At 62.5% G+C, this 23,860-nt stretch carries 21 protein-coding genes and 1 pseudogene; 11 read left to right on the top strand and 11 right to left on the bottom strand.

Features of this window, described 5'->3' with window-relative positions:
* Nucleotides 1–180 precede the first annotated feature (180 nt).
* The 9 genes from JG747_RS30005 (at nt 181) to JG747_RS29965 (ending at nt 11,742) form a co-directional block, all read left to right on the top strand.
* Nucleotides 181–1,161: an AraC-like ligand-binding domain-containing protein gene (locus JG747_RS30005; RefSeq protein WP_019860215.1), complete on the top strand. Its 981-nt coding sequence runs from the start codon at nt 181–183 to the stop codon at nt 1,159–1,161.
* Between the two features lie 102 nt (nt 1,162–1,263).
* A complete protein-coding gene (locus tag JG747_RS30000; RefSeq protein ID WP_019860214.1) occupies nt 1,264–3,291 on the top strand; it encodes a hydantoinase/oxoprolinase family protein in 2,028 nt (675 codons plus the stop codon).
* A 3-nt stretch (nt 3,292–3,294) separates the two neighbouring features.
* Nucleotides 3,295–5,262, top strand: a complete 1,968-nt coding sequence (locus tag JG747_RS29995; RefSeq protein WP_019860212.1) for a hydantoinase B/oxoprolinase family protein — start codon at nt 3,295–3,297, stop codon at nt 5,260–5,262.
* A gap of 163 nt (nt 5,263–5,425) precedes the next feature.
* Complete coding sequence (locus tag JG747_RS29990; RefSeq protein WP_038644744.1) at nt 5,426–6,280, top strand: FAD binding domain-containing protein; 855 nt, start codon at nt 5,426–5,428, stop codon at nt 6,278–6,280.
* Nucleotides 6,271–6,768, top strand: a complete 498-nt coding sequence (locus JG747_RS29985; protein ID WP_019860208.1) for a (2Fe-2S)-binding protein — start codon at nt 6,271–6,273, stop codon at nt 6,766–6,768. Before JG747_RS29990 ends, JG747_RS29985 begins: the two co-directional genes overlap by 10 nt.
* Nucleotides 6,761–9,109, top strand: a complete 2,349-nt coding sequence (locus tag JG747_RS29980) for a xanthine dehydrogenase family protein molybdopterin-binding subunit (RefSeq protein ID WP_019860207.1) — start codon at nt 6,761–6,763, stop codon at nt 9,107–9,109. Before JG747_RS29985 ends, JG747_RS29980 begins: the two co-directional genes overlap by 8 nt.
* A 12-nt stretch (nt 9,110–9,121) precedes the next feature.
* Nucleotides 9,122–9,853 carry a LamB/YcsF family protein gene (locus JG747_RS29975; protein WP_020628982.1) on the top strand — a complete coding sequence of 244 codons (732 nt, stop codon included), beginning with the start codon at nt 9,122–9,124 and terminating at the stop codon, nt 9,851–9,853.
* Nucleotides 9,854–9,949: 96 nt separating this feature from the next.
* Nucleotides 9,950–11,332 (top strand): aspartate aminotransferase family protein, encoded by a 1,383-nt coding sequence (locus JG747_RS29970; protein WP_019860204.1) that lies wholly within the window; start codon nt 9,950–9,952, stop codon nt 11,330–11,332.
* Entirely contained in the window at nt 11,329–11,742 is a 414-nt protein-coding gene (locus tag JG747_RS29965; RefSeq protein WP_202360612.1) for a nuclear transport factor 2 family protein, read from the top strand. Before JG747_RS29970 ends, JG747_RS29965 begins: the two co-directional genes overlap by 4 nt.
* A gap of 99 nt (nt 11,743–11,841) precedes the next feature.
* Here JG747_RS29965 and JG747_RS29960 read toward each other — a convergent pair whose 3' ends face one another.
* The 10 genes from JG747_RS29960 to pxpA form a co-directional block, all read right to left on the bottom strand.
* A complete protein-coding gene (locus tag JG747_RS29960) occupies nt 11,842–13,038 on the bottom strand; it encodes an ABC transporter substrate-binding protein (protein WP_038644746.1) in 1,197 nt (398 codons plus the stop codon).
* A gap of 42 nt (nt 13,039–13,080) precedes the next feature.
* Entirely contained in the window at nt 13,081–14,169 is a 1,089-nt protein-coding gene (locus JG747_RS29955; protein ID WP_081296242.1) for a branched-chain amino acid ABC transporter permease, read from the bottom strand.
* Between the two features lie 3 nt (nt 14,170–14,172).
* Nucleotides 14,173–15,078, bottom strand: coding sequence for a branched-chain amino acid ABC transporter permease (locus tag JG747_RS29950; protein WP_019860199.1), 906 nt, complete (start codon nt 15,076–15,078; stop codon nt 14,173–14,175).
* Between the two features lies 1 nt (nt 15,079).
* On the bottom strand, nt 15,080–15,814 hold the full coding sequence (locus tag JG747_RS29945) for an ABC transporter ATP-binding protein (RefSeq protein WP_019860198.1): 735 nt from the start codon (nt 15,812–15,814) through the stop codon (nt 15,080–15,082).
* Complete coding sequence (locus JG747_RS29940; RefSeq protein ID WP_069091358.1) at nt 15,811–16,563, bottom strand: ABC transporter ATP-binding protein; 753 nt, start codon at nt 16,561–16,563, stop codon at nt 15,811–15,813. Before JG747_RS29940 ends, JG747_RS29945 begins: the two co-directional genes overlap by 4 nt.
* Nucleotides 16,564–16,812: 249 nt before the next feature.
* Nucleotides 16,813–17,784 (bottom strand): 5-oxoprolinase subunit C family protein, encoded by a 972-nt coding sequence (locus JG747_RS29935; RefSeq protein ID WP_020628981.1) that lies wholly within the window; start codon nt 17,782–17,784, stop codon nt 16,813–16,815.
* On the bottom strand, nt 17,774–18,649 hold the full coding sequence (locus JG747_RS29930; RefSeq protein WP_019860195.1) for a 5-oxoprolinase subunit B family protein: 876 nt from the start codon (nt 18,647–18,649) through the stop codon (nt 17,774–17,776). The genes JG747_RS29935 and JG747_RS29930 overlap by 11 nt, the downstream gene beginning before the upstream one ends.
* Before the next feature lie 9 nt (nt 18,650–18,658).
* Complete coding sequence (locus JG747_RS29925; protein ID WP_202360611.1) at nt 18,659–20,023, bottom strand: acetyl-CoA carboxylase biotin carboxylase subunit; 1,365 nt, start codon at nt 20,021–20,023, stop codon at nt 18,659–18,661.
* Complete coding sequence (locus JG747_RS29920; RefSeq protein ID WP_019860193.1) at nt 20,023–20,256, bottom strand: acetyl-CoA carboxylase; 234 nt, start codon at nt 20,254–20,256, stop codon at nt 20,023–20,025. Before JG747_RS29920 ends, JG747_RS29925 begins: the two co-directional genes overlap by 1 nt.
* Nucleotides 20,257–20,320: 64 nt before the next feature.
* Nucleotides 20,321–21,043 carry a 5-oxoprolinase subunit PxpA gene (pxpA, locus tag JG747_RS29915; protein WP_019860192.1) on the bottom strand — a complete coding sequence of 241 codons (723 nt, stop codon included), beginning with the start codon at nt 21,041–21,043 and terminating at the stop codon, nt 20,321–20,323.
* Between the two features lie 135 nt (nt 21,044–21,178).
* Between pxpA and JG747_RS29910 the strand changes: the two genes are divergently transcribed.
* Nucleotides 21,179–22,084, top strand: a complete 906-nt coding sequence (locus JG747_RS29910; RefSeq protein ID WP_202360610.1) for a LysR family transcriptional regulator — start codon at nt 21,179–21,181, stop codon at nt 22,082–22,084.
* Between the two features lie 144 nt (nt 22,085–22,228).
* Nucleotides 22,229–23,073 (top strand): annotated as a pseudogene (locus JG747_RS29905) (aldehyde dehydrogenase family protein); the annotation flags it as partial.
* Here JG747_RS29905 and JG747_RS29900 read toward each other — a convergent pair.
* The gene (locus JG747_RS29900) at nt 23,060–23,860 is read right to left on the bottom strand and encodes a FadR/GntR family transcriptional regulator (RefSeq protein ID WP_244748270.1); all 801 of its coding nucleotides are present in this window, start codon (nt 23,858–23,860) and stop codon (nt 23,060–23,062) included. The pseudogene JG747_RS29905 and the gene JG747_RS29900 overlap by 14 nt on opposite strands.

The raw sequence follows: 23,860 nt of genomic DNA, 5'->3' as shown, positions 1-23,860 counted from the left end.
ACCGTTTCCATGAAACAGTGACTGCTTCAAGGGAACTCGAACCTCGCGCAGGCATGGGAAAGCAAGCCAACCACCAAACGGCCACATAAGTTTATTCGTTTTTGACCAATACGCGCTGGCAGATTCCTGTAATCTTCGAAAAAACACCGGGATAACCGGGCCAACCAGAAAGGTCGGGGAATGAAATACGTCGTCGATACGATCGGCGGTCCCGCAGGTGGTGATGCCTGGCAAGCCGCTGTTACCGAAGCCTATTTTCCGCTCGACACCGAGTATCGGAACCGTCGCGAATTTTCAGGTACGCTGGAAACCTTCTCCCTCGGGCTCGTCAGCGTGTCTAAAATGCGCTGCGATGCCGTAAGCTATCGTCGCCATCGCCGCCACTTCCTCAACGAGCGTGACGCCAGCCTGCTCATCACCATCCCGGAGATGTCGGAGGTGAATTTCTCGCAAGGGTCGAGAACCGTCAATTGCGGTCCGGGGGGCTTCCTCGTTGAAAGGGGAGATGCGCCTTACGAATTCTGGCATGGCAAGCCAAACGCGCTGTGGGTCCTGAAGGTGCCGTCATCGAGTGTTCGGGCGCGGATCGGATCCGCCGAACGGCTCAGTGCGCTCAGTTTCGATGCGACCCAAGGCATCGCCGCGCTCTTCCTCGACACGGTGCGCACCACGATCGGCCATGTCGATGAGATCACTGAAGCCGCTCGTGAGATGATGGGCAGGCACATCCTGGAAATGCTGTGCCTGTCGATCGTGAGCGACGATCGCGTGCTGGACAGCAGCATCTCGTCGATCCGGGCCGGACATTTGCATCGCGCCGAGCAGTATATTCGTGACAACCTGAAGAATTTCGGCCTCGGCCCGCAGGCGGTGGCTGATGCCTGCGGCATCTCCCTGCGTTACCTGCAGGTTCTTTTTCAGGACAGCAACCAGTCGATCAACGGCTTCATCCGCGACGCCCGGCTTGAACTTTGCGCCGAGGAGCTGATGTCGGTGACCAACACCAGCAGCGTTGCCGAGATCGCTTACCGCTGGGGTTTCGCTGACCAGTCTCAGTTCTGCAAGCACTACCGGACGCGGTTCGGCTGCGCACCGACCGATACCCGTCGCGAAGCGGCGAACCGGGCAGGCCGCCCTTCGGCCTCGAGAGCGCGCCACTAGACCCGACGAATCCGGGCCATTCCACCATTTATTGCAACGTCGCCCCGGCGAGGGGCGGCGAAGGCGGGGCTTTGCCCGCAAAGACCTTGCGAAGGAACTGTCATGAGCCGAATTAGAGTTGCCGTCGATGTCGGAGGGACCTTCACTGACATCTGCATCATGGACGAAGACAGCGGCGCGATCCGCATCGAAAAGACCGCCTCCACGCCTGACGATCCCATGCAAGCCATCATGAATGGCGTGGACCAGGGCCGCATCGATCTTTCGCAGGTGACGATGTTTTCTCACGGTACGACGGTCGCCACCAATGCGTTGATCACCCGCCGCCTGCCACGCACCGCAATGGTCTGCACCGAGGGTTTCCGTGACGTTGTCGAGATCCGTCGCGCCAACAAGGAAGATCTCTGGGACACCTATAAAGATGTCGCCAAGCCCTATATCCCGCGCCGCGACCGCCTGACCGTCCGGGAACGAGTCAGTGCCGAGGGCGCGATCCTGGAAGCGCTGGACGAAGAGGCTGCGCGCCGTGCCGCCGACATTCTCAAGAAACGGCAGGTCAAGTCCATCGCCGTCTGCTTCATGAACTCCTATGTCAACGGCGCCAACGAGCGCCGCATGCGTGAGATCCTGAAGGAGGCAATGCCGGATGTGCCGGTCTCGATCTCCTCGGAAGTCATGCCGGAAATCTTCGAGCACGAACGTTTTTCCACCACCATGGCGAACGCCGTCTGCGCTCCCGTCGTCGTCGATTACGTGTCCCGTCTTGGAGAAAAACTTGCCGCGGCCGGATACAAGCGAGATCTTCTGTTGCTGCACAGCGGTGGCGGCGTCATGACACCCGCGAGCGTCAAGGATTTTTCAGCCCGGCTCGCAGGATCTGGCATCGCTGCCGGCGCGATCGCAAGCCGTTTCATCGGAAATCTCTGTGGCTTCCCGAACTCGATCGGCTTCGACATGGGCGGCACCAGCACCGACGTCTCGCTTGCATGGAACGGGGAGTCGCGCATCACAAAAGACTGGTACATTGAATTCGGATATCCGATCCGCTTTCCTTCCATCGAAGTGCTGACCATCGGTGCGGGCGGCGGGTCGCTGGCATGGCAGGACGAAGGCGGCAGCTTGCGCAACGGACCGCAGTCCGCCGGCGCCTTTCCAGGTCCGGCCTGCTACAAGAATGGCAACCGCACCGCCACCAACACCGATGCCAATGTCGTGCTCGGCCGTCTCGGAACCAGCCTTGCAGGCGGCAAGATCACTCTCGACCCCGCTCTGGCCGCCCAGGCGGTGCAGGAGACGGTGGCGGCACCCTTCGGCATGGAACTCCATCAAGCGGCCGAGGCGATCATCGCCGTCGCCAACGCCAACATGGGCAACGCCGTCCGGCTTCTTTCCATCAGCCGAGGCTATGACCCGCGCGATTTTGCACTCGTCGCATTCGGCGGTGCGGGCGCTTTGCACGGAGCGGCCGTGGCCAAGGAGCTTTCGATTCCAACCGTGATCGTACCGCCCAATCCCGGCGTCACCTCCGCGCTCGGTTGCCTTCTCGTCGACGTGCAGCACGATTTCTCCGAAAGCTTCATGGCCGATGCTTCGACTGTCTCGCCCGCCGAGATGCAGACGGCGTTTGTTCTCATGGAAAAACAGGCTGTCGAACGCCTGGCCCATGAGGGCGTGGCGCAGGAAGACATGGCGCTGCAGCGCACGGTCGAGATGATGTACCAGGGCCAGTGGCGCTCACTTGCGGTGTCGGCACCGGCGCGGATCGAGAGCATCTGCTCGTTGATCGAGGCGTTCCACAACGAGCACGAACGAGAGTTCAACTACCGCCGCGAAGAGGCGCCGGTGTCGATCTTCCGCATCGCGGTCAAGGCGATCGGCATCGTTCCGAAAGCCGAGATACCGTGGCACGAAGTAGTGCCTCATGTGCCCGAGCCCCTCGGCCGCCGCGGCGTCTGGTTCGACGGCGTATCTCACGATGCAGCCGTGTATGAACGTGATCAGCTCAGCGCCGGTGCTGCTTTCACAGGGCCTGCCATTGTCGAACAGTTCGATTCCACCACCGTGGTTCCGCCGGGAATGAGCGCGACCGTCGATGGCTTCCTGAACATTCTCATCGTGACGAAAGGCTGAGACATGACAAAGCTGATTGAAACGAACCCTGGCCTCGATCCGGTAACGTTCGAGGTGCTGAAGAACTCCTTCATCACCACCGTCGACCAGATGGCCGAACAGATGCTTCGCACCTGCTATTCCTTCGTCATCTACAACCGGGACTTTTCAAACGCTCTGCACGACGCCGATGGCAACTCTGTCGCCCAGGGCAACTACGATATCGCGGTCCATGTCGGCACACTGCACAACACATGCAAGGAGGTGATCCGGGTCTTTGAAGGCGATATGGCACCCGGTGACGTCTACGCAATCAATGATCCTTATGCCGGCGGTACGCATTTCAGCGATGTTCGGCTCGTCCGTCCGATCTTCGACGAAGACAAACTGATCGGCTTCTCCCAGTCGAACGGCCACTGGTCGGACCTCGGCGGCTCCGTGCCGGGTTCCTTCGACGTCACCGCCCGCGACATGTTCCGCGAAGGCCTGCGGATCACGCCGTTGCGCCTTTTCCAGCGCGGCCGCTTCTGCTCCGACGTCGCCAACATGATCGCGGCCAACACACGCGATCCGGCATCGATCATTGGCGACATCCATTCCCAGGCGCAGGCGACGCAGGCGGCCGAGCGAGAACTGTTGCGGCTGGTCAAGAAGTACGGGCGACGCCAGGTCATGCGCGGTATGGAGGAGGTTCAGGACTACGTCGAACGCGCCGTGAGAAAGCGTCTCGCGGAGCTGCCCGACGGCACCTGGGAGACGGTCGACTACATCGATCGCGATCTCGGCGCTGGCGAGGGAATGATCCCGATCCGCATCAAGATGACGATCAAGGGCGACACGATCCACTACGATTTTACGGGAAGCCATTCGACCATCGCCTCGATGTACAATTCCGCGCCGGGCGCGACCTTCTCGGCCGTGGTCGCCGGTATGAAGACCTTCTTCCCGGACCTTCCACTCAACAGCGGGTTTTACCGGATGATCGAGGTGACCGCGCCGAAGAACAGCATCGTCAGCGCGGAATGGCCGGTGGCGGTGACCGGGTTCCTCATGCCATTCGAAAAGATCATGAACGCGATCTTCGAGATGTGGTCGAAGATCATGCCCCAACGCGCCATTGCCTGCGCCTTCAACCTCGAATATCTGCTGGCCGGGGGGCGGGACGCACGCAAACCCGAAAAGCCGATCTTCATGTTCTACGAATGGCTGCCTGGCGGCTGGGGCGGGCGCAACGGCAAGGATGGCGCCGATGTCACCACCGCCTGCTTCGGAACGGGCCTGATGTCGCAACCGAACGAAGGCAACGAGCGGGTGAATCCCACTCGAACGATCGAGTTCCAGATCAAGCAGGATTCAGCCGGTCCCGGCAAATGGCGCGGTGGCGTCGGCGTGCAGAAGACCTCGTTGTTGCTCGACGCCGAAAATGCCGTCATGTCCTATATTTGCGACCGCGAACGCGCCGTCGTCTGGGGCGTCGAAGGGGGGCTGCCGTCGATGCCCCACGGCTTGACCATGAAGCGCGCCGGAGAAGAGACCGAGATCTGGCTCGGCTCCGTGTTCTCAGATTACTCCGTCCACACAGGCGACCAGTTCGCGCGTCCGACGGCCGGCGGCGGTGGTTTCGGCGATCCACTGGAGCGCGAGCCTCGCAAGGTGATGGAGGACGTGATCGACGACTACGTTTCCCTGGAGCGTGCCAGGACCGACTACGGCGTGGTGATCCGCGAAATCGACCGCGACCTGTGCCAATACGAAATCGACGAGACGGCGACCGAAGCCTGCCGCGCCGACATCCGAGCGAAACGGAAGGATAGGGCACGCATGGATCCCGAGGAGGTCGCGCGCAAATACCGCTCGGGCGAGATCGATGCGCTCGATGCGGTTCGGCACTATGCCGTGATCCTCGATTGGGAGACTGGCGAACTGCTTCCCAAAACCACCGTCCAGTTCCGTGAAAGCTTTGAGAAACGGACCGTCGCCCACTGGGTCTGAGCGCTAACGAGCGCGCCGCAAACCTTGCGGGCGCTTGCGGGATGCCGCAGTTATCTGTTTTTTCGATACCATATTCAAAGAATTACTATTTCACAGGAGCGTGAAGCTGGAGCAACTATGTTGCAGCGTCGCGAAAGTTGGCTGCTTCCGAGGGGTATGACAGATGGCAGCAAGCGTGGAACGATTGTTCACCGCGGCCAGCACGATTGAAGAGGCATTGGCCGCACGCCGGCAAGGCGCGACGGTGCTTGCCGGCGGCACCTGGATGATGCGTGACCCGCGGCGCGGGGTCGACCTTCCCGAGGCGGTGGTCGCACTCCACCGAATACCGGCCTTGTCCAAGGTCGAAATCGAGCCCGACCATATCGTGATCGGCGCGGCCGTTACCCACACGGTGCTTGGCCGCGCGCTGCGTGCGGTAGCGGGCTTCGAAGGTCTGGTTGCCGCGGCCGAGGGTGCGGCCAATCCCGGCATCCGAAGGGTCGCCACCGTGGGCGGCAACCTCTGTGCCCTCGGCTTTGCCGCCGCCGATCTCGCCCCTGCGCTTCTCGCCTGTGAGGCGACGGTGGAGTTGCAGACGTTCGAAGGCTCAAGACTCCTCGGTATTTCGGATTTCCTCAAAGACAGGCCTGCGCTGCTGACCGAAGCGATGGTGACGAGAATTCATCTGCGCCGCGACTTGATCGCAAGTGCTCACATCCGCCTGCCGCTCCGGCAAGCCGGCGACTATCCGGTCGCTATCGTCTCCTTCGCGGTGGACAAAGACAAATGTCGCATCGCCGTCGGCTCGGTGGAGCCGGTAGCGCGGCGCTGGACGGCGCTCGAACAGGCGATGGCGGCTGGCCCGGCGCCCGCGCTCGATCCGAAGCGCGCCGCCGAGCTTGCACTGGAACACAATGATTTTCAGGGCCGCGACGGCAAGGAAGCGGAGGGTTGGTACCGGCGCCAGGTTCTTCCGACACTGGTCAGGCGCGCTGTTGCCGCACTTCTCAAGACCGAGGGCCTGGCATGGTTGTGACATTCCAGCTGAATGGCGAGGACTGCCGCTTTGATGGAGATCCGATGACGCCGCTCGTCGACATCCTGAGACAGGAACGGTTCCTGACGGGGACCAAGGCTGTGTGCCGCGAAGGCTTTTGCGGCGCGTGCACGGTGCATGTCGACGACGAAGCGGTGCCGTCCTGCTTGAAGCCGGTTGGACTCGTCCAGGGATGCGCGGTGACGACCATCGAGGGATTGAGTTCGGGAAACCAGGTGCTGCACCCGCTCCAGGCCAATTTCGAGGCGGCCGATGCCGTGCAATGCGGCATGTGTTTCCCGGGAATGGTCATGAGCCTTTCGGCGTTCGTGCGTGACAATCCGCATGCGAGCCGCCCCGAAATCAAGGCCGCGATGGTCGGCAACATATGCCGCTGCACGGGATATGAGCGGATCGTCGACGCCGTGGCCGACTGCCTCGACCAGGCGCGAAAGGCCGGCCAGTTGGTGGGAGGCATCCATGTCTGAGCTGGCGGCCACGGTGATGAATCTTCCGCGCCGCGATGCACAGGACAAGCTGCGAGGGCGGACGAAATACACCAACGACCGGACTCGCCCCGACATGTTGCACGCCGTGCTGCTGCGGTCGACCGTTCCCGCGGGGCGTATCCGCAAGCTCGACGTTTCGGCGGCACTTCGCTGTCCTGGCGTGCGCGCGGTGGCGACCGGCGCCGATGCGCCAGGGCTCTACGGCATCGGCATTGCCGACCATCCGCTCCTGGCCATCGACACGATCCGCTATCACGGCGAGCCAATCGCCGTCATCGCCGCCGAGACGGAGAAGCAGGCGCGGGCGGCACTTGCCGCCATCGTGCTGGAGGTCGAACCGCTGGCACCGGTGTTTACCATGGCCGAGGCGCTCCAGCCCGCCGCCCGTCTCGTCCACGAGGGCTGGCGCGGCTATGAGGTGATCACGGAAGGCGGTGCACGTTCAGGCAACATCGCATGGGAGGCAAAATCCAGTCGCGGCGACGTCGACGCTGCCTTCGCCCGTCCCGATATACGCATTGTCGAAAGCAGTTTCACCGTCGGCCGGCAGAGCCATGTGCCCTTCGAGCCGCGTGTTGCCATTGGCTCCTGGGAGGACGGCCGTGCTCACATCCAGACCTCGACACAGGTGCCTTGGACAGTGCGCAACGTCACCGGAAGGGTCATGCAGCTTCCGCCCGGGCGTGTGCGGGTCACCGTACCACCTGTTGGTGGCGGATTCGGCCTGAAATTCGATGCGTCCATAGAGCCGATCACGGCACTTCTGGCGCGGATGACCGGGCGCACCGTGGTGCTGGAAAATACCCGGCAGGAAGAGATGGCAACCTGCCTCTGCCGTGAGAATGCGGAAATCCGCATTCGGTCCGCTGTCACCGCCGAAGGATACATCGCCGGGCGCGAGGCGGTCGTGCTGATGGACTGCGGTGCGTATGGAGGCGAGCAGGTTTTCTTGACGACGATGACGGCGCACACGCTGGGCGGCAATTACAGGGTTGGCGCAACGCGGCTCGTCAGCCGCGCCGTATACACCAACACGCCACCCAACGGCGCGTTCCGAGCCTGCAACGGCGTCTACAACACCTTCGCGTTGGAGCGACATACCGACGAAATCTGCGAGGCGCTGGGCTTCGACCCGATGGCGTTTCGGAAGAAGAATGTCCTGGGAGATGGCGATCTCGGTGCCACCGGCCAGGTTTTCGAGGCCGACGTGCTGGGTCCGATGCTCGATCGCATGGAGACGTTGCGCGCCAGCACCGGCACATCGCAAGCCAAGGCCGACGGCAGGCTCTATGGAATTGCGACCACGGTCGGCACATGGTTCGTTTTCGTCGGACCCTCGGCGGCGACGGTGAATTTGAACGCCGACGGCAGCGCAACGCTGGTCACGTCGGGTGTGGAGATCGGATCGGGCACGATGGTGCAATCCTTGCCACAGATCGTGGCTGGGCAGCTTGGCCTCGCTCCCGACCAGGTGATCGTGCGCGAAGCCGATACGGATGCCGCCGGTCTCGATGTCGGCGTTGGCGGGGGACGAACCACTGTATCCATCGGCGCGGCCAGCGTGGCCGCCTGCGCGGAAGTGCGTGAGAAGTTGCTGCGGACCGCTGGCGAGATGCTCCAGACCCGACCGGAAGACTTGGTGCTGCGCGAGGGGCGTGTGGAGATCACGGGACGTCCTGGTTCCGGAATGTCGATCCCCGCTATCGTCGCCCATGCGCAGGCCACCACCGGCCCGATCACAGGAAGCGGAGCCTTTACCGCCAGGAACGCCCCGGCAATGTCCGGCTGCGCCATGGGGCATTTCATCGACGCTCTCGACATCCCCGTCTTCGTTGTTCACGAGGCCGAGGTGGCGGTTGATGCGGACACCGGTCATGTCGAGGTGCTCGCCTATCGCGTGGTGCAGGATGTCGGCCGCGCGCTCAACCCGCGCGCCATCCTGGGCCAGATACAAGGCGGCGTGGTGCAGGGGCTGGGTTATGCGTTGCATGAGGAGGTGACGATCACCGCCGACGGACGCATCGCGCAGGACGATTTCGAGACCTATCGCCTGCCGCTGGCACAGGACGTGATTGCGGTCGCCGCCGACCTCTACGAGGGCGCACCGTCGATGGGCCCGCTCGGCACCAAGGGCGCCGGCGAGGTGCCAATCCTGGCCGTTGGCGCGGCGATCGGCTGCGCAGTGGCACGTGCCATCGGCAAGCCGGTGCGGCAGCTGCCACTGACGCCTCCGCGCGTGCTTCGACTGCTGCACGAGCGCGAACCGCCGCCGGATTTCCCGCACATCGCCCCCGGCTGGGCGTCGAACACCCTGGGCTGAGGCAAGCAAACCATGGTCACCCTGAACTGCGACATGGGGGAAAGCTACGGCAACTGGCGTTTCGGCGACGATGCCGGCATCATGCCTCATATCGATTGCGCCAATATCGCCTGCGGCTTCCACGCCTCCGATCCGTGGACGATGCTGAAGACCGTGCGGCTAGCGCTCTCGCACGGCAAGCAGGTCGGCGCGCATCCTTCCCTTCCCGATCGGGAGGGGTTCGGTCGGCGGGAAATGAAACTTCAGCCAGAGGAACTGACAGCCGCCTTTCTCTATCAGATCGGTGCTCTGAAAGGGATACTGGCCGCCGAGGGCGGGCGGCTCAGCCACGTCAAGCCGCACGGCATTATCTACGGCATGGCCGCGCGCGACATGGACACCGCCCGGGCAATCGCCGCGGCGGTCAAGCCGTTCGGCGTCCCGCTCTTCGGCATGGCGGGAACCTGTCACGAGACGGCGGCAGTTGAACTTGACGTTGCCTTCGTGGGCGAGTTCTTTCCCGATCTTACCTACGCTCCCGGCGGCAGCCTGATCATCCCGCGCGTACAGTCGGCTATCGACCTGACACTTGCCGAGCACCGCATGATGGGGGCGCTTACCCGACGCGAACTCGTCGCGGTAGACGGTACGGTCCGCCCGGTCGACTTCGACACCGTCTGCATCCACTCCGATCCGCCGAATGCGCGCGACGTCGCCGCGCTGATGCGGCGGATCATCGACACGCATTCCAAAAGCCTGCCATGATTCATTCTTCCGTATCGTGAAGGCTCCGCGCATGGGATCGAAAACTATCTCGAACTCACAACCCCGAACCACTTCCCCAAGCCGCTGAGGACTTCCATGGACGCGCTTTCCAACTCTCTCGCCGCCGCCGACATCGGCGCCACCATGCATCCCTACACCAACCTGCGTCAGCACGAAAAAACCGGGCCGCTGATCATCAGCCGCGGCGACGGCATCCGTGTGTATGACGAGCGCGGCAAGGAATATATCGAAGGGCTCGCCGGGCTATGGTCGGTGGCCGTCGGCTTTTCGGAAAAGCGGTTGGCCGACGCCGCCTATCAGCAGATGCTGAAGCTGCCCTACTATCACACCTTCTCCTCCAAGGCGCATGAGCCGTCCATCCGGCTCGCGGAGAAACTCGTGGAGATGACGCCGCAAAACCTGACGCGTGTCTTCTTCACGTCGTCGGGCTCGGAAGCCAACGACACCATCGTCAAGATGGTGTGGTTCATGAACAATGCGCTCGGCCGACCCAAGAAGAAGAAATTCCTGGCGCGGACCAAGGGTTATCACGGCATCACAGTCGCCTCCGGCAGCCTGACGGGCCTGCCGATCAACCATCGCGACTTCGACCTGCCGGCGATTCCCGTTCGTCACCTGACCTGCCCGCACTTCTATCGTTTCGGCATGGAAGGCGAAGACGAAGCCGCCTTCACGGCGCGCCTGCTCGCCGAACTGGAGGCGGTGATCGCGGAAGAAGGGGCTGATACGATCGCGGCCTTCATAGGGGAGCCGCTTATGGCAGCTGGCGGCGTTCTGCCCCCGCCGGTCGGGTATTGGGAAGGCGTGGAGAAAATCTGCCGGGCAAATGATATTATTCTGATAGCAGATGAGGTGATCTGTGGTTTCGGGCGGCTCGGCACGCCCTTTGGCTGCCAGAAATTCAGCTTCACGCCTGATATCATGACGGTCTCCAAGCAGATCACCTCCTCTTACATGCCGCTTGCCGCCGTCATTTTCTCTGAAGCGATCTATCAGGCGATTGCCGACAACACCGTGACGATCGGTAATTTCGGCCATGGCTTCACGGCGTCGGGCCACCCGGTCGCGACAGCCGTTGCGCTGGAAAATCTCGCCATCATCGAGGAGCGCGATTTGATGGGCAATGCGGCCCGCATGGAAGCGCTCTTCCAGGCGGGCATTCGCTCGTTTGCCGATCATCCCCTTGTCGGGGAGGCTCGCGGCACCGGCCTGATCGGGGCGGTCGAGCTGGTTGCTGACAAGGCGACCAAGCGGCCTTTCGCAAAAGTAGGACGCGCGGGCGCGATAGCGTCGGTGATCGGTCACGAAGAAGGTCTCATCTTCCGCAATATCGGCGACCAGCTTGCGCTTTGCCCGCCGATGATCGTGACGGGAGAGGACATCGCCGAAATCATGACCCGCATGTCGAGATCGCTGGACCGGCTGGTCGGCGCGGTGGCGAAGGAAGGGCTGGAATGATCGGCGATGCGGACCAGACCGGCATGACCGGAGGCGATCTTTCGTTGCAGCGATCCGCGCTTCTAGGCCGGTTCATGGCGGCGTGGAACGCCCATGACCTCGACGGCTTGATGGCCTGCATGGCGGAGGATTGCGCCTTCCATGCTTCGGCTGGACCCGACCCCAACGGTCGCCGTCACACTGGGTGGGAGGCCGTGCGGGCAGCCTATGCCGCTATCTTCTCAACCTTTTCGGACGCTGCCTGGTCAAATGACAACCATGTGGTCAGCGGAGATACCGGACTGTCTTCGTGGCGCTTCACGGGAACAACGGCCGCGGGAGACAAGATCGAGGTCGATGGCTGCGACATCTTCGTTTTTTCAGGCGCGCGAATTGCGCTCAAGGATTCCTATCGCAAGGCCCGGACATAAAAGTTCGCATGTCATGGACTGATAGGTTGAACCCGGCCCACATCGTGCGGGCCGGGTTCTTTGCTTGGGAAGGACGGCCGGACCAAGCCGGCGCCACGACTACTTCAAGAGCGCGTCAAGCGGGATCGGTTCGGAGATCGTCCAACTGTCGATGATCGCTGGCTTGCCCTTCTCGGTGTCGGCGACCAGGTATTTGGTCTGGTTCTGGTGGTGCAGTTCGGAGGTGAAAGTGCGCGAACCGAAGAGGGTCGGCTCGTTCTTCATTTTTTCGAGTTCCGCGACAACGGCATCGGCATCGATGCTCTTGGCGCGCTCGACGGCCTTTGCCCAGACGTCGATCATGACATAGCCTGGATAGACATACATGGAAGATGGGTCGCCGCCGGTCTTGGCCTTGTAGGCTGCGTTGAACTTGGTGACTTCCGGGTTCGGGTCGTCGCCATAGATGGAACCCTGAACCGGAACGTAGAAGTTGGAAAGGTCAGGTACCGCCGACAGCCAGTAGCTGCCGTCCATGCCGGAGCCGTTGAGGATCATCGAATTGATGCCAGCGGCACGGATTTGTTTTATCGCCGAAACGCCGCCCGGCATCATGGTGCAAAGCATGATCGCATCGGGTTCTTTTGGCAGGGCCTTGATGCGGCTGATCTGGGCAGCGATTGAAGGGTCGTCATTCTTGAAGGTGTCTTGACCCAGAAGTTTGGCGCCCTTGGCCTCCAGCTTCGGCATCATCCAGTCGAAGCCGTCGCAGATGCCCTTGTTGTATTCCGTCCAGCTGTCGAGCAGGCGATAGAAGGTCTTGGCCTCCTTCTTGTTGTATGCCCATTCGGCCATCGTCGCTCCTTGCACGGCCGCCAGCACCGACGCCGAGAAGCTGTGCGGGCCTACGCCCTGGATGCCCGCCTTTACGGATTCAGCACAGAGGAAGAAGGAAACCTTGCCAGCCGCCTCGGCGGCAAGCGCCGCTGGCGAACCGAAGTCGTAGTCGCAGGAAACGACGACGAGGTCAGCGCCCTGGTCGAGAACGGAAAGACCGGCCTTTGCGCCTTCTGCACGGTCGGACTTGGTGTCGGCTTTCACGACTTCAATTTTCTTCCCAAGAAGACCGCCGGCGGCATTGATTTCGTCGATGCGGATCAGCGCGGCATCGGTGGCGGGCTTGTCGTAAGCCTCCATGAAGCCCGATTCCGCCGTGGCGAAACCGACGACGATCTTGCTGTCGTCCGCCAAGGCTGGAAAGGCAGCTGTTGCGGTGAAGAGCATCGTCATTGTCGTTATTTTCAGTTTGTTTATCATAGACTTCTCCTTTCAGGGTTGCGGCGGCTTACAATCCGCCGGTCAGTCACCGCGGTTGCGGGTTAAAGAGATCTCGCGATTGCCGAAGACGCCTGCCGGACGAAGCGCCAGAATGATGATCATGATGATGCCCAGGGCGATCTCCTGAAGGCCTTTCGGTATGGCGAACGCGACGTCGCCAATGGAAACCCCGGCTTCCAGCCAGCGCAGGGTCTGAATGAGGGCCGACAGGAACACGACACCGATCACGCCGCCCGAAAGGCTGCCCATGCCGCCAACGACGAGCATGGCGATGGTGATGAAGGTGAGACCGAGATAGAAGGTGTCGGGCGTCACAACCCCGATGGAGTGAGCCATCAAGGCGCCGCCGAGACCCATTATGGCACCGGAGATCACGAAGGCGACAAGCCGCTCCCTGGGAATATCGATGCCGGAGGCTGCCGCGGCCGTCGGTTCGTCGCGGGCGGCACGCAGTGCCAGGCCGGAACGCGAAATTGCATGTGCCCAGGCAATGAAGATCGAGAGGATGGCGGCGATCAGATAGGGCCAGATCGAACGGATGATCGGGATCCCGACGACCGACGATGTCCCGCCGGTAACGGTTTCCCAGTTGGAGTAGATGGTGTTGATCATCGCCAGCATGGCGAAGGTCGCGATGGAGGCGGCGATGCCCGACAGCCGCATCAGGATCCGTCCGAAGATCAGCGCCGCCAACCCCGCAAAGATCGCGGCAATGATGGCCGCCTCCCAATAGGGCATCTGGGCTTTTATCAGCCAGCCGGGAAGACCGGAAAAGGCCATCTTCTTCATGATGGGATTGATCGTCAGCCATGCCGCCACATAGGCGCCGAGGCAGGTGAAGCCGATATGCCCGAAGCTCAGCACGCCCGAATTTCCAATAAATACATAAAGGCCGACGACGAGGATGACCCGGAGGAAGACGTCAATGATCACCTGATTGAACGGTCTCGATCCGGTCATCATCGTCAGGAGTGCGATGGCGATCATCAACAGCGACAGCAGGATCGGCGTGATGATGGTACGACGCGCCAGCACGAAGGGCCGGGGGGTTTTGGCGACAATGGCGCCGGTGGTCATTTGCGGCTCGATGGCCGGGGACGCTGCGGACATGGATCAGACCCTTTCCTTTGTGCCACGCGCCGAAATCAGGCCTTGCGGACGGAAGAGCAAAACGAGGATGACCGCTCCGTAGACAAAGGCATCGCGGAAGGGCCGGGCGTCGATAGGCAGCATGACCTGCATGATCACCGACGCGGCACCGAGCAGGAAGCCCGCCAGCACGGCGCCAGCCAGGCTGCCCAAGCCGCCGATAACCGTTGCGATGAACGCCATCAGCATGATCGCCGCCCCCATCTGGATATCGGCGGTGCCGGTCTGCACCCCGAAGATCAAGGCGATGGCACCTGCCAGCGCGCCTGACAGCGCGAAGGCCCCCATGATGACCCGGTTGGCGCGGACGCCGAGCATGCGCGCCATGGAGAAATTCTCCGCCGCCGCCCGCATTTCCAGTCCGAACCGGGTCCGGCGCAGAAAGAGGGTCAGACCTATCAGGATCAACATCGTCGCGATGATGGTGATGAGCTGGAGAAGCGGCAGCCTGGCGCCGAAGATCTCGATGGGCTGGGAGAGTTCTGGGAGGAGATTGATCGACTTCGGCCGGCTCGAGAAAAGCATCAGCAGAAAATAGCGAATGACGAAACCGAGCGCGAAAGAAGCAATCATCATCGTTGCCGGGTTGGCGTTGCGGAACCGCCTGAAGACGACGATTTCGCACAGCACCGACAGCCCGGCTCCGCAGAGCAGCACGAAGGGCACCAGCAGGTACCACGGCAATTGGCCAGCAAAGACGATGGCCATGGCATCCGTCGATGGCCACAGCAGCGCGAAGACGCAGAAGGCGATGACGTCGCCATGCGCGAAGTTCACAAGCCGCATGACGCCGAAGATGAGGGCAATGCCAAGTGCCCCGAGCGCGTAGAGCGAACCAAGCGAGAGTGCGTCAAACAGGATCTGGAGCATCTCAATGGTCCTCGTAACCGAAGTAGGCAGCCTGGATCGCCTCGCCGTTTCCGAGTGTCCGGGCGTCACCATCGAGCACGATCTGCCCGCCACGCATCAGGATCATGCGCCCACCCACCATCATCGCCCGGGCCGAACTCTGCTCTACGATCAGCAGCGTGAGTTGGCGCTGCGCACGCAGCGCGATGAGCCGCTCGTAGACCTGGTCGTTGATGTTGGGGGCGAGGCCCAGCGAAGGCTCGTCGATGGCTATGAGCCGCGGATTGGTCATCAGCGCGCGTCCGATGACCAGCATTTGCTGCTGCCCGCCGGACAGCAATCCCGCCTGCCCGTGCCGCCTCTCTTTCAGCATCGGGAAGGTTGCGTAGACGGCTTCGAGGTCGCCCGCCGTTCGGCTTCGCCAGCCGCGGTCACGAGCGTGCATGCCAGTGCCGACGAGAAGGTTCTCTTCGGTCGTCAGCGAGCCGAAGACATCGCGCCCCTCCGGCACCATGGAGAATCCGAGCCGGGCGATGTTCTCCGGTGCCTGGCCGGTGATCTCATGGCCCGCCAGGTCGATCCGGCCGCCCGCCACCGGCGTCACACCGGCGATCGCACGCAGCAGCGAAGACTTCCCAGCTCCGTTCGGGCCGGTGATGAACAGGATTTCTCCTTCGTCCATGGAGAAGGAGACGTCGCGCACCGCCGTGAGACGGCTATAGCGGATGGTGATATCGGAAAGGGCGAGCAGGCTCATTCCATCACCTCCAGCACGGGCAGGTCGGTGTTCGCGGCCGTGCCCATATAGGCGTGGCGCACCTTCTCGCTATCGCGGATCGCGGCGGGCGGACCCTCCTCGATGATCGCTCCGGAATCGAGCACGACGATATGCTCGCAAAGGCCGAGCACCAGCCCGACATTGTGCTCGATGAGCAGGACACCGCAGCCGAGATCGCCGGCGATGTGTCTTATCAGCGCCGAAAGCTCCCGCGCCTCCGGCGTGCTCATGCCGGCCGCGGGCTCGTCAAGCAGGATGTATGCGGGCCGTCCCATCAGGGCGCGGCCAATGGCCACGCGGCGCTCATCCGTATAAGGCAAGGTTCCGGCGACGCGGGGACCCAGCGCGCCGATGCCGATCCAGTCGAGCATCGCTTCCGCTTCGGCGATGGCTGCGCGCCGGCTCATTCCCAGACCAACGCCGGTTACCTCCAGATTGTCCAGCACCGGCAGGTCGCGGAAGAGCCGCCCACCCTGGAAGGTGCGGGCGATGCCGCGCCGGCGGACCTGATGCGGCTTGAGACCCGAGAGTGCCGCCCCGTCGAGCTTGACGGTGCCTTCCGTTGGAGCCTGGAAGCCCGTCAGCACGTTGACCAGCGTGGTCTTGCCAGCGCCATTGGGGCCGATGAGGCCAACGATGCGCCCAGGCGTAATTTGGAGGTCCACCGATGACAGGGCCTTTAGCCCCGCAAACGACACCGAGACGTTCTCCGCGCTCAGATGACTCATGTCCCTTTCCTTCTTGTTACCGACGGAAAGGCGCGAAGCATCCGGCCTTGCGGCCAGTCACGTTGCTGATGTCTTCCCCTGTCGGTTCCGGCGGTCTCTAGCGGACTGCTCGGATGGCCAAATTCACGCCGTTGCCCGGCGTCGTCTTGTCGTTTCGCGCACCGGATTTTGTCTTCCGCCGCGCGCGGTCGGTTTTGGCCGGCCGATCTCCTCACCTCCGGCTCCTCCGCCGGCATTTCCCGGCTGACGTCAGCCGGCCAGATACCCTTCGGCACGCGCCAGCGCGGCGCGCTGTTCCGCTCGCGCGGCCAGCGCGTCTTCCAGCGTCACCGCAACGAAGCGCGCCGGGGTGTGCGGCTGAAGCTGGGCGATCAGGTCCATGTCGGCCGAGATCACCACACCCAGCATCATATAGCCGCCACCCGAAACCGCGTCCCGGTGAAGAACGATCGGCTCCGTGCCACTCGGCACCTGGACGGATCCGTAGGGATAGCAGGCGTCGACGATGTTCGAGGGGTCGGAGCCTGCGCCGAAAGGCTGCTCACGCTCAACGAACTCCAGCGGCGTCCCGCCGCGGAAGCGATAGCCGATGCGGTCAGCCTCGGGCGCGACCTTCCAGGTTTCCTCAAAGAACCGATTGCCTGCGGCTTCAGTAATCCGATGCCAGTACATGCCAGGAAGCATTCTGAGTTCCGCCGGACTATTCCACACACGGCGCAGGTTGGCAGGCAGCGAAAGACCGGCTTTGCCGGAGCCTTCACCGATGGGAAGCTCGTCGCCGGCCTTCAGCGTGCGGCCTTGATGGCCGCCGAGTGCGCCCAGAATATAGGTCGAGCGCGAGCCGAGAACCACGGGTACGTCGATGCCGCCGGAGATGGCTAGATAAGCGCGCGCGCCGCCCTTGAGGAAGCCAAAGGACAGCCGGTCACCTGTCTTCACCGGAAAGCTTTCCCAGGTCGGCCGTTCCTCGCCATTAAGTTTGGGTGGCAGCTCTCCCCCCGTGACGGCGATGACTGCCGATTGGGTGAATTCCAGTTCAGGCCCCATGAAGGTGGCTTCGAGCACCGCCGCACCGGGATCGTTGCCGACAAGCAGGTTCGCGATGCGTGTGGCAAAGCGGTCCATGCCGCCGCCTTCGGGGATGCCGACATGATAGTGGCCTGGTCGGCCAAGGTCCTGCACGGAAGTGGAGAGGCCGGGAGAGATTACCTTAGCGGCCATTGATAAGCTCCATCAGCTTTGCATTTGTGCCGTAAATATCGCTGTTGAAGTCGGTCAGGCTGAAGGTGCATTCGCGAATCGTCGGCTGCCACTGATTGGCTTCGATTTCCTCCAGCGTGGCGTCGTACTCATCGCGACCAATGGCCTTGAACTTGACGATGTCGCCTGGCTTGAACAGGCACATATCATCGGCGAGGTAGCGCACCTTCCTGGTAGGGTCGTAGATCGGGGCCGGGGTTATGCCATACATCTGGTAGCCGCCAGCGCCGCGCACCGAATAGATCGCTGCAAAGCAGCCGCCATGGCCAATGGTGAGCTTGGGAGTGTCGGTGCGTGGACGCAAATATTTCGGAGCCTGAATCTGTTTCTTGCGCTCAACCATCTGGTACAGGAAGGGCAGTCCGGCGACGAAGCCGACCATGGATACGAACCAAGGCTGGCCGGAATAGGCCGCGATAAACTCTTCCACCGTGGCGTAGCCGTTGATGCGTGCCGAATATTCAAGATCGGTGGAGGACGGGTCCTGATGGCGCTCGCGGAAGCGCAAGCAGGTTTCACGCGTCCATGGATCCTGGAAAAAAACCGGCAGTTCGATGATCCGGGTCTTCAGCACCGGGGCAGCCTTTGAGGCCGCCTCTTCCATCGACTTCAGTTCGCTGAGCAAATCCTGCGGCCTGACGATGTCGGGGTCGAAGCGGATCTGGAAGCTGGCGTTGGCTGGGCAGATCTCGGTGACGCCCCGGATGCCTGCCGTACGCACCGCGTTGGTCATCGAAAGGCCGGTAAAGAACGAGGTGAGCGACATTTCCTCGGAAACCTCGCCGAAGATATGTTCGTCACCGCCGAAGTTGAATCGTATCGACATCGGTCCTCCTTAGCCCGCCGATGCTGCGGCGTTTTCGATGAGCCAGCCTTCCAGCCAGCGGGTATGCACGTCTCCCGCCCGCACCGCCGGATCGGCGGCCAGCGCAAGAAACAGCGGCTTGGTGGTCTTGAGCCCGCCGATCTTCAACTCGTTAAGCGCGCGGATCAACCGCACTATCGCCGCCTCGCGCGTCTCTGCGTGGACGATCAGCTTGGCAAGCAGCGAGTCATAGAAGGGCGGCACCTGATAGCCTTGGTAGAGCATCGAGTCGAAGCGTACGCCCGGACCGCCGGGAACGCGAAGCTCGGCCACCTGCCCGGGGAATGGAGCGAACTCCTTCGCCGGATCTTCGGCATTGAGCCGTACTTCGATCGCATGCCCCTTGACGGAGACATCGCCCTGCCGAATCCGCAGCTTCTCGCCGCCGGCTATGCGAAGCATCTCAGCCACGAGGTCGATGCCGGTAATCGCCTCGGTGACCGGGTGCTCGACCTGAATACGGGTGTTCATCTCGATGAAGTAAAAGCGGTCTGCTTCATCGTCATAAAGATACTCTACCGTACCGGCACCAGAATACTTGACCGCCTTTGCCAAAGCGACCGCGGAAGCGCAGAGCTCCTCGCGCAGCCCGTCGGAAAGTGCGCGCGACGGAGCCTCCTCCCAGACCTTCTGGCGTCGCCGCTGCAGCGAGCATTCCCGCTCGTAGCAGTGGATGGCATCGCTTCCGTCTGCCAGGATCTGCACCTCGACATGGCGGGCCTTGCCGATCACCTTTTCCATGTAGAGACCACCGTCGCCAAAGGCGGCGAGGGCTTCTGCTTCGGCCTGAGGAAAGGCTTGCTCGAATTCGGCGAACGAGTTCGCAATGCGGATGCCCCGCCCGCCACCGCCTGCCGCAGCCTTGATCATCACCGGAAAGCCGGTTTCGGCCAGCACCTCGCGGCCAGCCTCGAGGCCCTCGACCCGTCCAGCCGAGCCTGGCACCACTGGGACACCCGCGGCGGCGGCGGCTGATCGCGCCGAGACCTTGTCGCCCATCATCCGGATCGCATCCCCCGACGGGCCGACGAAAACCAGTCCGGCGCCTGTGACCGCATCTGAAAAGGCGGCATTCTCGGCAAGGAAGCCATAGCCAGGATGAACGCTGTCGCAGCCGGTTTCGCGGACAGCCGTCAAAATTGCTTCGATGTTGAGATAGGACTTCTTTGCTGCCGGTGGGCCGATGTTGACCGCTTCGTCCGCAAGCTCGACGTGGAGCGCCCCGGCATCCGCGGCCGAATACACCGCCACAGTGGCGATGCCCAGATCTTGTGCGGCCCGGATGATCCTGACCGCGATCTCGCCCCGGTTGGCAACCAGAAGCTTTTTCAGCATCAGTCGAGATCCGCAATAGGCGCGCCAGCCATGATGGGCTCTTCATTGTCGGCAAGGAAGCGGATGTTCTTACCGGCCGTCTCGGCCCTCACTTCGTGGAACGACTTCATCACTTCGATGAGACCGATTACGTCTCCGGCGGAGACCGCGTCGCCATCCGCCTTGTAGGGCGGCTGGTCCGGCGAAGCGCTCCGATAGAAAGTGCCGGGAAGAGGCGATAGAATCTGGGCCATGAAAAGCTCCGGAAAACTGCAGACAGACTGATTTGAAACCGCCTGTGCGGCGGTTTCGGTTGGCTCAATGCCAAGGGGCAATTGCGGCGCGCACGGCCCTGGCTATTTCGATGGCGTTCGGCGTATCGGAATGCACGCAGATGGTTTCGCAGCGCACGGGAAAGAAACTGCCGTCCTGTGCCGTGCCCTCGCCCTCGCTGATGGCGCGCACGCAACGCTCGGCCATCTCCGTGGGGTCCTTGGCGTCATGAACGCGTGTCAGGATCAGCTTGCCGGAGGCATCGTAGTCGAGATCGGCATAGAACTCGGCGACGAATGGGATGCCGCGCTGTTGATAGATCTTCTCGTGCAGGGTGCCCGTCATGCCGAAGAGGGGGACGCCGAAAACCTCTGCCGCGTCGCATACGCCATGGGCAATTGCCTCCTGCTGCATGGCCATGAAGTAGAGGCTGCCATGCGGCTTGATATGGTGGAGTTCCACACCCTCTGCCTTGAGGAAGCCGGCAAGCGCTCCCACCTGGTAAATGATGGCGTTCCTGACCTCGTCGCGGGTCATCCGCATCTCCCGCCGGCCGAAACCCTGAATGTCCGGCAAGCCTGGATGGGCGCCGATCTTTACGCCATTCGCCTTGGCGCCGCGGACGGCTGCGTGCATGTGATCCGGATCGGAAGCGTGAAAACCACAGGCGACATTGGCAACGTCGATGATCGGCATCATGCCCACATCGTCGCCAACCTTGTAAAGGCCAAAGCTTTCGCCCATGTCGCAGTTTAGCGTCACCGCCATCGCATTGTTACCCCTCGAAGCTGCCGTCTCTGCGGCGTTGCAGCATTTTTTGCGCATGCGCGGGCATTTGTGAAATAGTAGTTTATTGATTGTGATATCAAAAAAACAGATAATGGTTCTGGGTCGGAGTGCGCCATGACCATCACCTTGAAACAGCTCGATTATTTCATCGCCACCGCCGAGAGCGGACAGGTCAGTCATGCTGCGGTGGAACTCAACATCTCACAATCGGCGGTCACTGCGGCGATAAAGACGCTGGAGGCTGATCTGGGCGTACGGCTTTTGGAGCGTAACCACGCTGGCGTAAGGTTGACGATGGAGGGCGCGCGGTTTCTTGAACATGCGCGTGTCATCACCGGGGCAGTCGCAGCCGCTGTCCGAAGCCCGTTGCGCGACAGGAAGGGTCTGGAGGGTAAGCTGCGGCTGGGCATGACCTACACGGTCGTCGGCTACTACATGTCGCGCCACTACACGCGGTTTCGAAAGACCTACCCCCAGATCGAGGTCGAGGTGCTGGAACTTCCTCGAGACGCTCTCGAAAGCGGCTTGATGAGCGGGGAGATCGACATGGCTGTGATGCTGGTGTCCAACCTGGCGCACACCGAGGAACTGGCGCAGGAGGTCTTGATGCGGTCGAACCGCCGGCTCTGGCTCTCGGCGGATCATCATCTGCTCGCGCGGCAGGAAATCGGCCTCGCCGATGTGGCGGCGGAAGATTATGTCATGCTGACGGTGGACGAGGCACGCACGACGGCAGCCCGTTACTGGGATGCCGCGGGGCTTACGCTCCGCCCAGTGCTTACCACCAGTTCGGTCGAGGCCGTGCGTTCGCTCGTGGCTGCCGGCATGGGAGTCACTGTTCTGTCCGACATGGTCTACCGACCATGGTCGTTGGAGGGGCAGCGCATCGAAGTGCGCCGGCTTGTCGAACCGATCCCCAGTATGGATGTCGGCCTGGCCTGGTCGCGTGATAGACCAATCGGCCCGGCGGCGGCCGCCTTCCGGGCTTTTATGTCCGTGACCATGGGCGGCGGCGGCTAACCGCCAGCCCCTCAGACAGACACTTTACCTCAGGCTCGCTGGGTTGAGCAGCGGGTAGCCCACAAGGCACATCGCCTGCCGCATCCGCAGTTTATACGGCCAGAATGTAGACTGCTCGGCGAGTGGTCGTGCCGGATTCTAGACTCCTTCGTCGATTGGTTCTCGGAAGAAGCCAAGCGCGTCTATGGCGACGTCATCCCGTCGGCCGGTCGCGACCGGCGTTTCATCGTGTTGAAACAGCCGATCGGCGTCTGCGCCGCCATCACTTCCCGCTGGCGATGATCACCCGCAAGGCGGCGGCGGCACTCGCCGCGGGCTGGCACCATGGTCGTCAAACCCTCGGAGGAAACGCCGCTGACGGCGCTCGCAATCGCCGAGCTTGCCCGGCAGGCCGGCATTCCGGCCGGCGTGCTCAACATCGTGCCGTCGAAGGACGCCGCCGGCATCGGGCGGCTGCTCTGCGAGCATACGGTGATCCGAAAACTCTCCTTCACCGGCTCGACAGCCGTCGGCAAGCTCCTGATGCGGCAGTGCGCCGATACGCTGAAGAAGCTGTAGGCAATGCGCCGTTCATCGTCTTCGACGACGCCGATCTCGATCTCGCCGTCGCCGGCGCCGTTGCCTCGAAATTCCGCAATTCCGGCCAGACCTGCGTCTGCACCAACCGCATCTATGTGCAGGACGGCATCCACGCTGCCTTCGTGGCAAAGCTGACCGAGCAGGTTGCTGGTCTGAAAGTCGGTGACGGCGCCGCGCCGGAGGTGGTGCAGGGGCCGCTCATCAACGCGAAAGCCGTGGCGAAGGTGGCGGAGCTTGTCGGCGACGCCGTGGATCGCGGCGCGCGCATCGAGACTCGCGGCAAGTCGCATGCGCTCGGCGGCACCTGGTTCGAACCAACCGTGCTGAGCGGAATGCAGGCGCCGATGCGGCTCGCACAGGAAGAAGCCTTCGGTCCGATCGCTCCGGTCTTTCGCTTCAAGGACGAAGCGGACTGGCAGTAGGGACCGGCTGTTGGTGGCGGCCTTTGCGAGCGACAGCGAGAAGGTCGTTCGAGGCGATGCCGATCAGCGCTTTCATCTGGTCGTGAGCGTCGTCGACCCTACGCATGCGGATTGCTTCCAGCACATCGCCATGGGCGCTGAGCGTCTGCTGATAATTGGCCGTGGCCGATGTGGTCAGTCGGAAAGAGAAGCTGAGTGCGGCTGCCAGCATATTGCCGAGATTGGCGAAAACCGGGTTGCGGCTGGCGCGCAGGATAGCAGTATGAAAGCGGACATCGGCATCGAGACAGGCCGCGAGGTCGTCCTCCGGCGCAATGCGCATGGCCTCATAGGCGGCTTCGATCACCGCGAGATCGCCCGCGGTCGCCATCCTGGCCGCAAGCTGGGCGGCAGCCGGCTCGATGACCAGCCGCGCCTCGATCAGGCCGCGGACGAAATCGAGATCAGGCTCGATATCGCGCATCCATTCGAGAACCTGCGCGTCAAGCCTGTTCCATTCGCTCGACGCGCGCACACGAGTGCCAGCCCGCTTGCGCGCCTCGATCAGTCCCTTGGCCGAAAGTGTCAGCAGCGCATCGCGAAGCGCCGTGCGGCTGGCGCCGTATATGACGCACAGTTCAGCTTCCGTCGGCAGGACCACGTGCTGCGCGTAGGTGCCGGCGAGAATGCGCTGCCCGAGATCGCGCGCGATGCGATCCTTCAGGGACAGATTGGCGCCATCCCCGGCAGGAAGGTCCTGCTTGCCTTGATCGATTGCAGCGGTCGCCGCGTCCAT

Source organism: Mesorhizobium sp. 131-3-5, assembly GCF_016756575.1.
In the GTDB taxonomy this organism is placed as follows: domain Bacteria; phylum Pseudomonadota; class Alphaproteobacteria; order Rhizobiales; family Rhizobiaceae; genus Mesorhizobium; species Mesorhizobium jarvisii.
The sequence above is the reverse complement of the archived record's forward strand: the minus strand, read 5'-3'. Positions and strand labels throughout refer to the sequence as shown.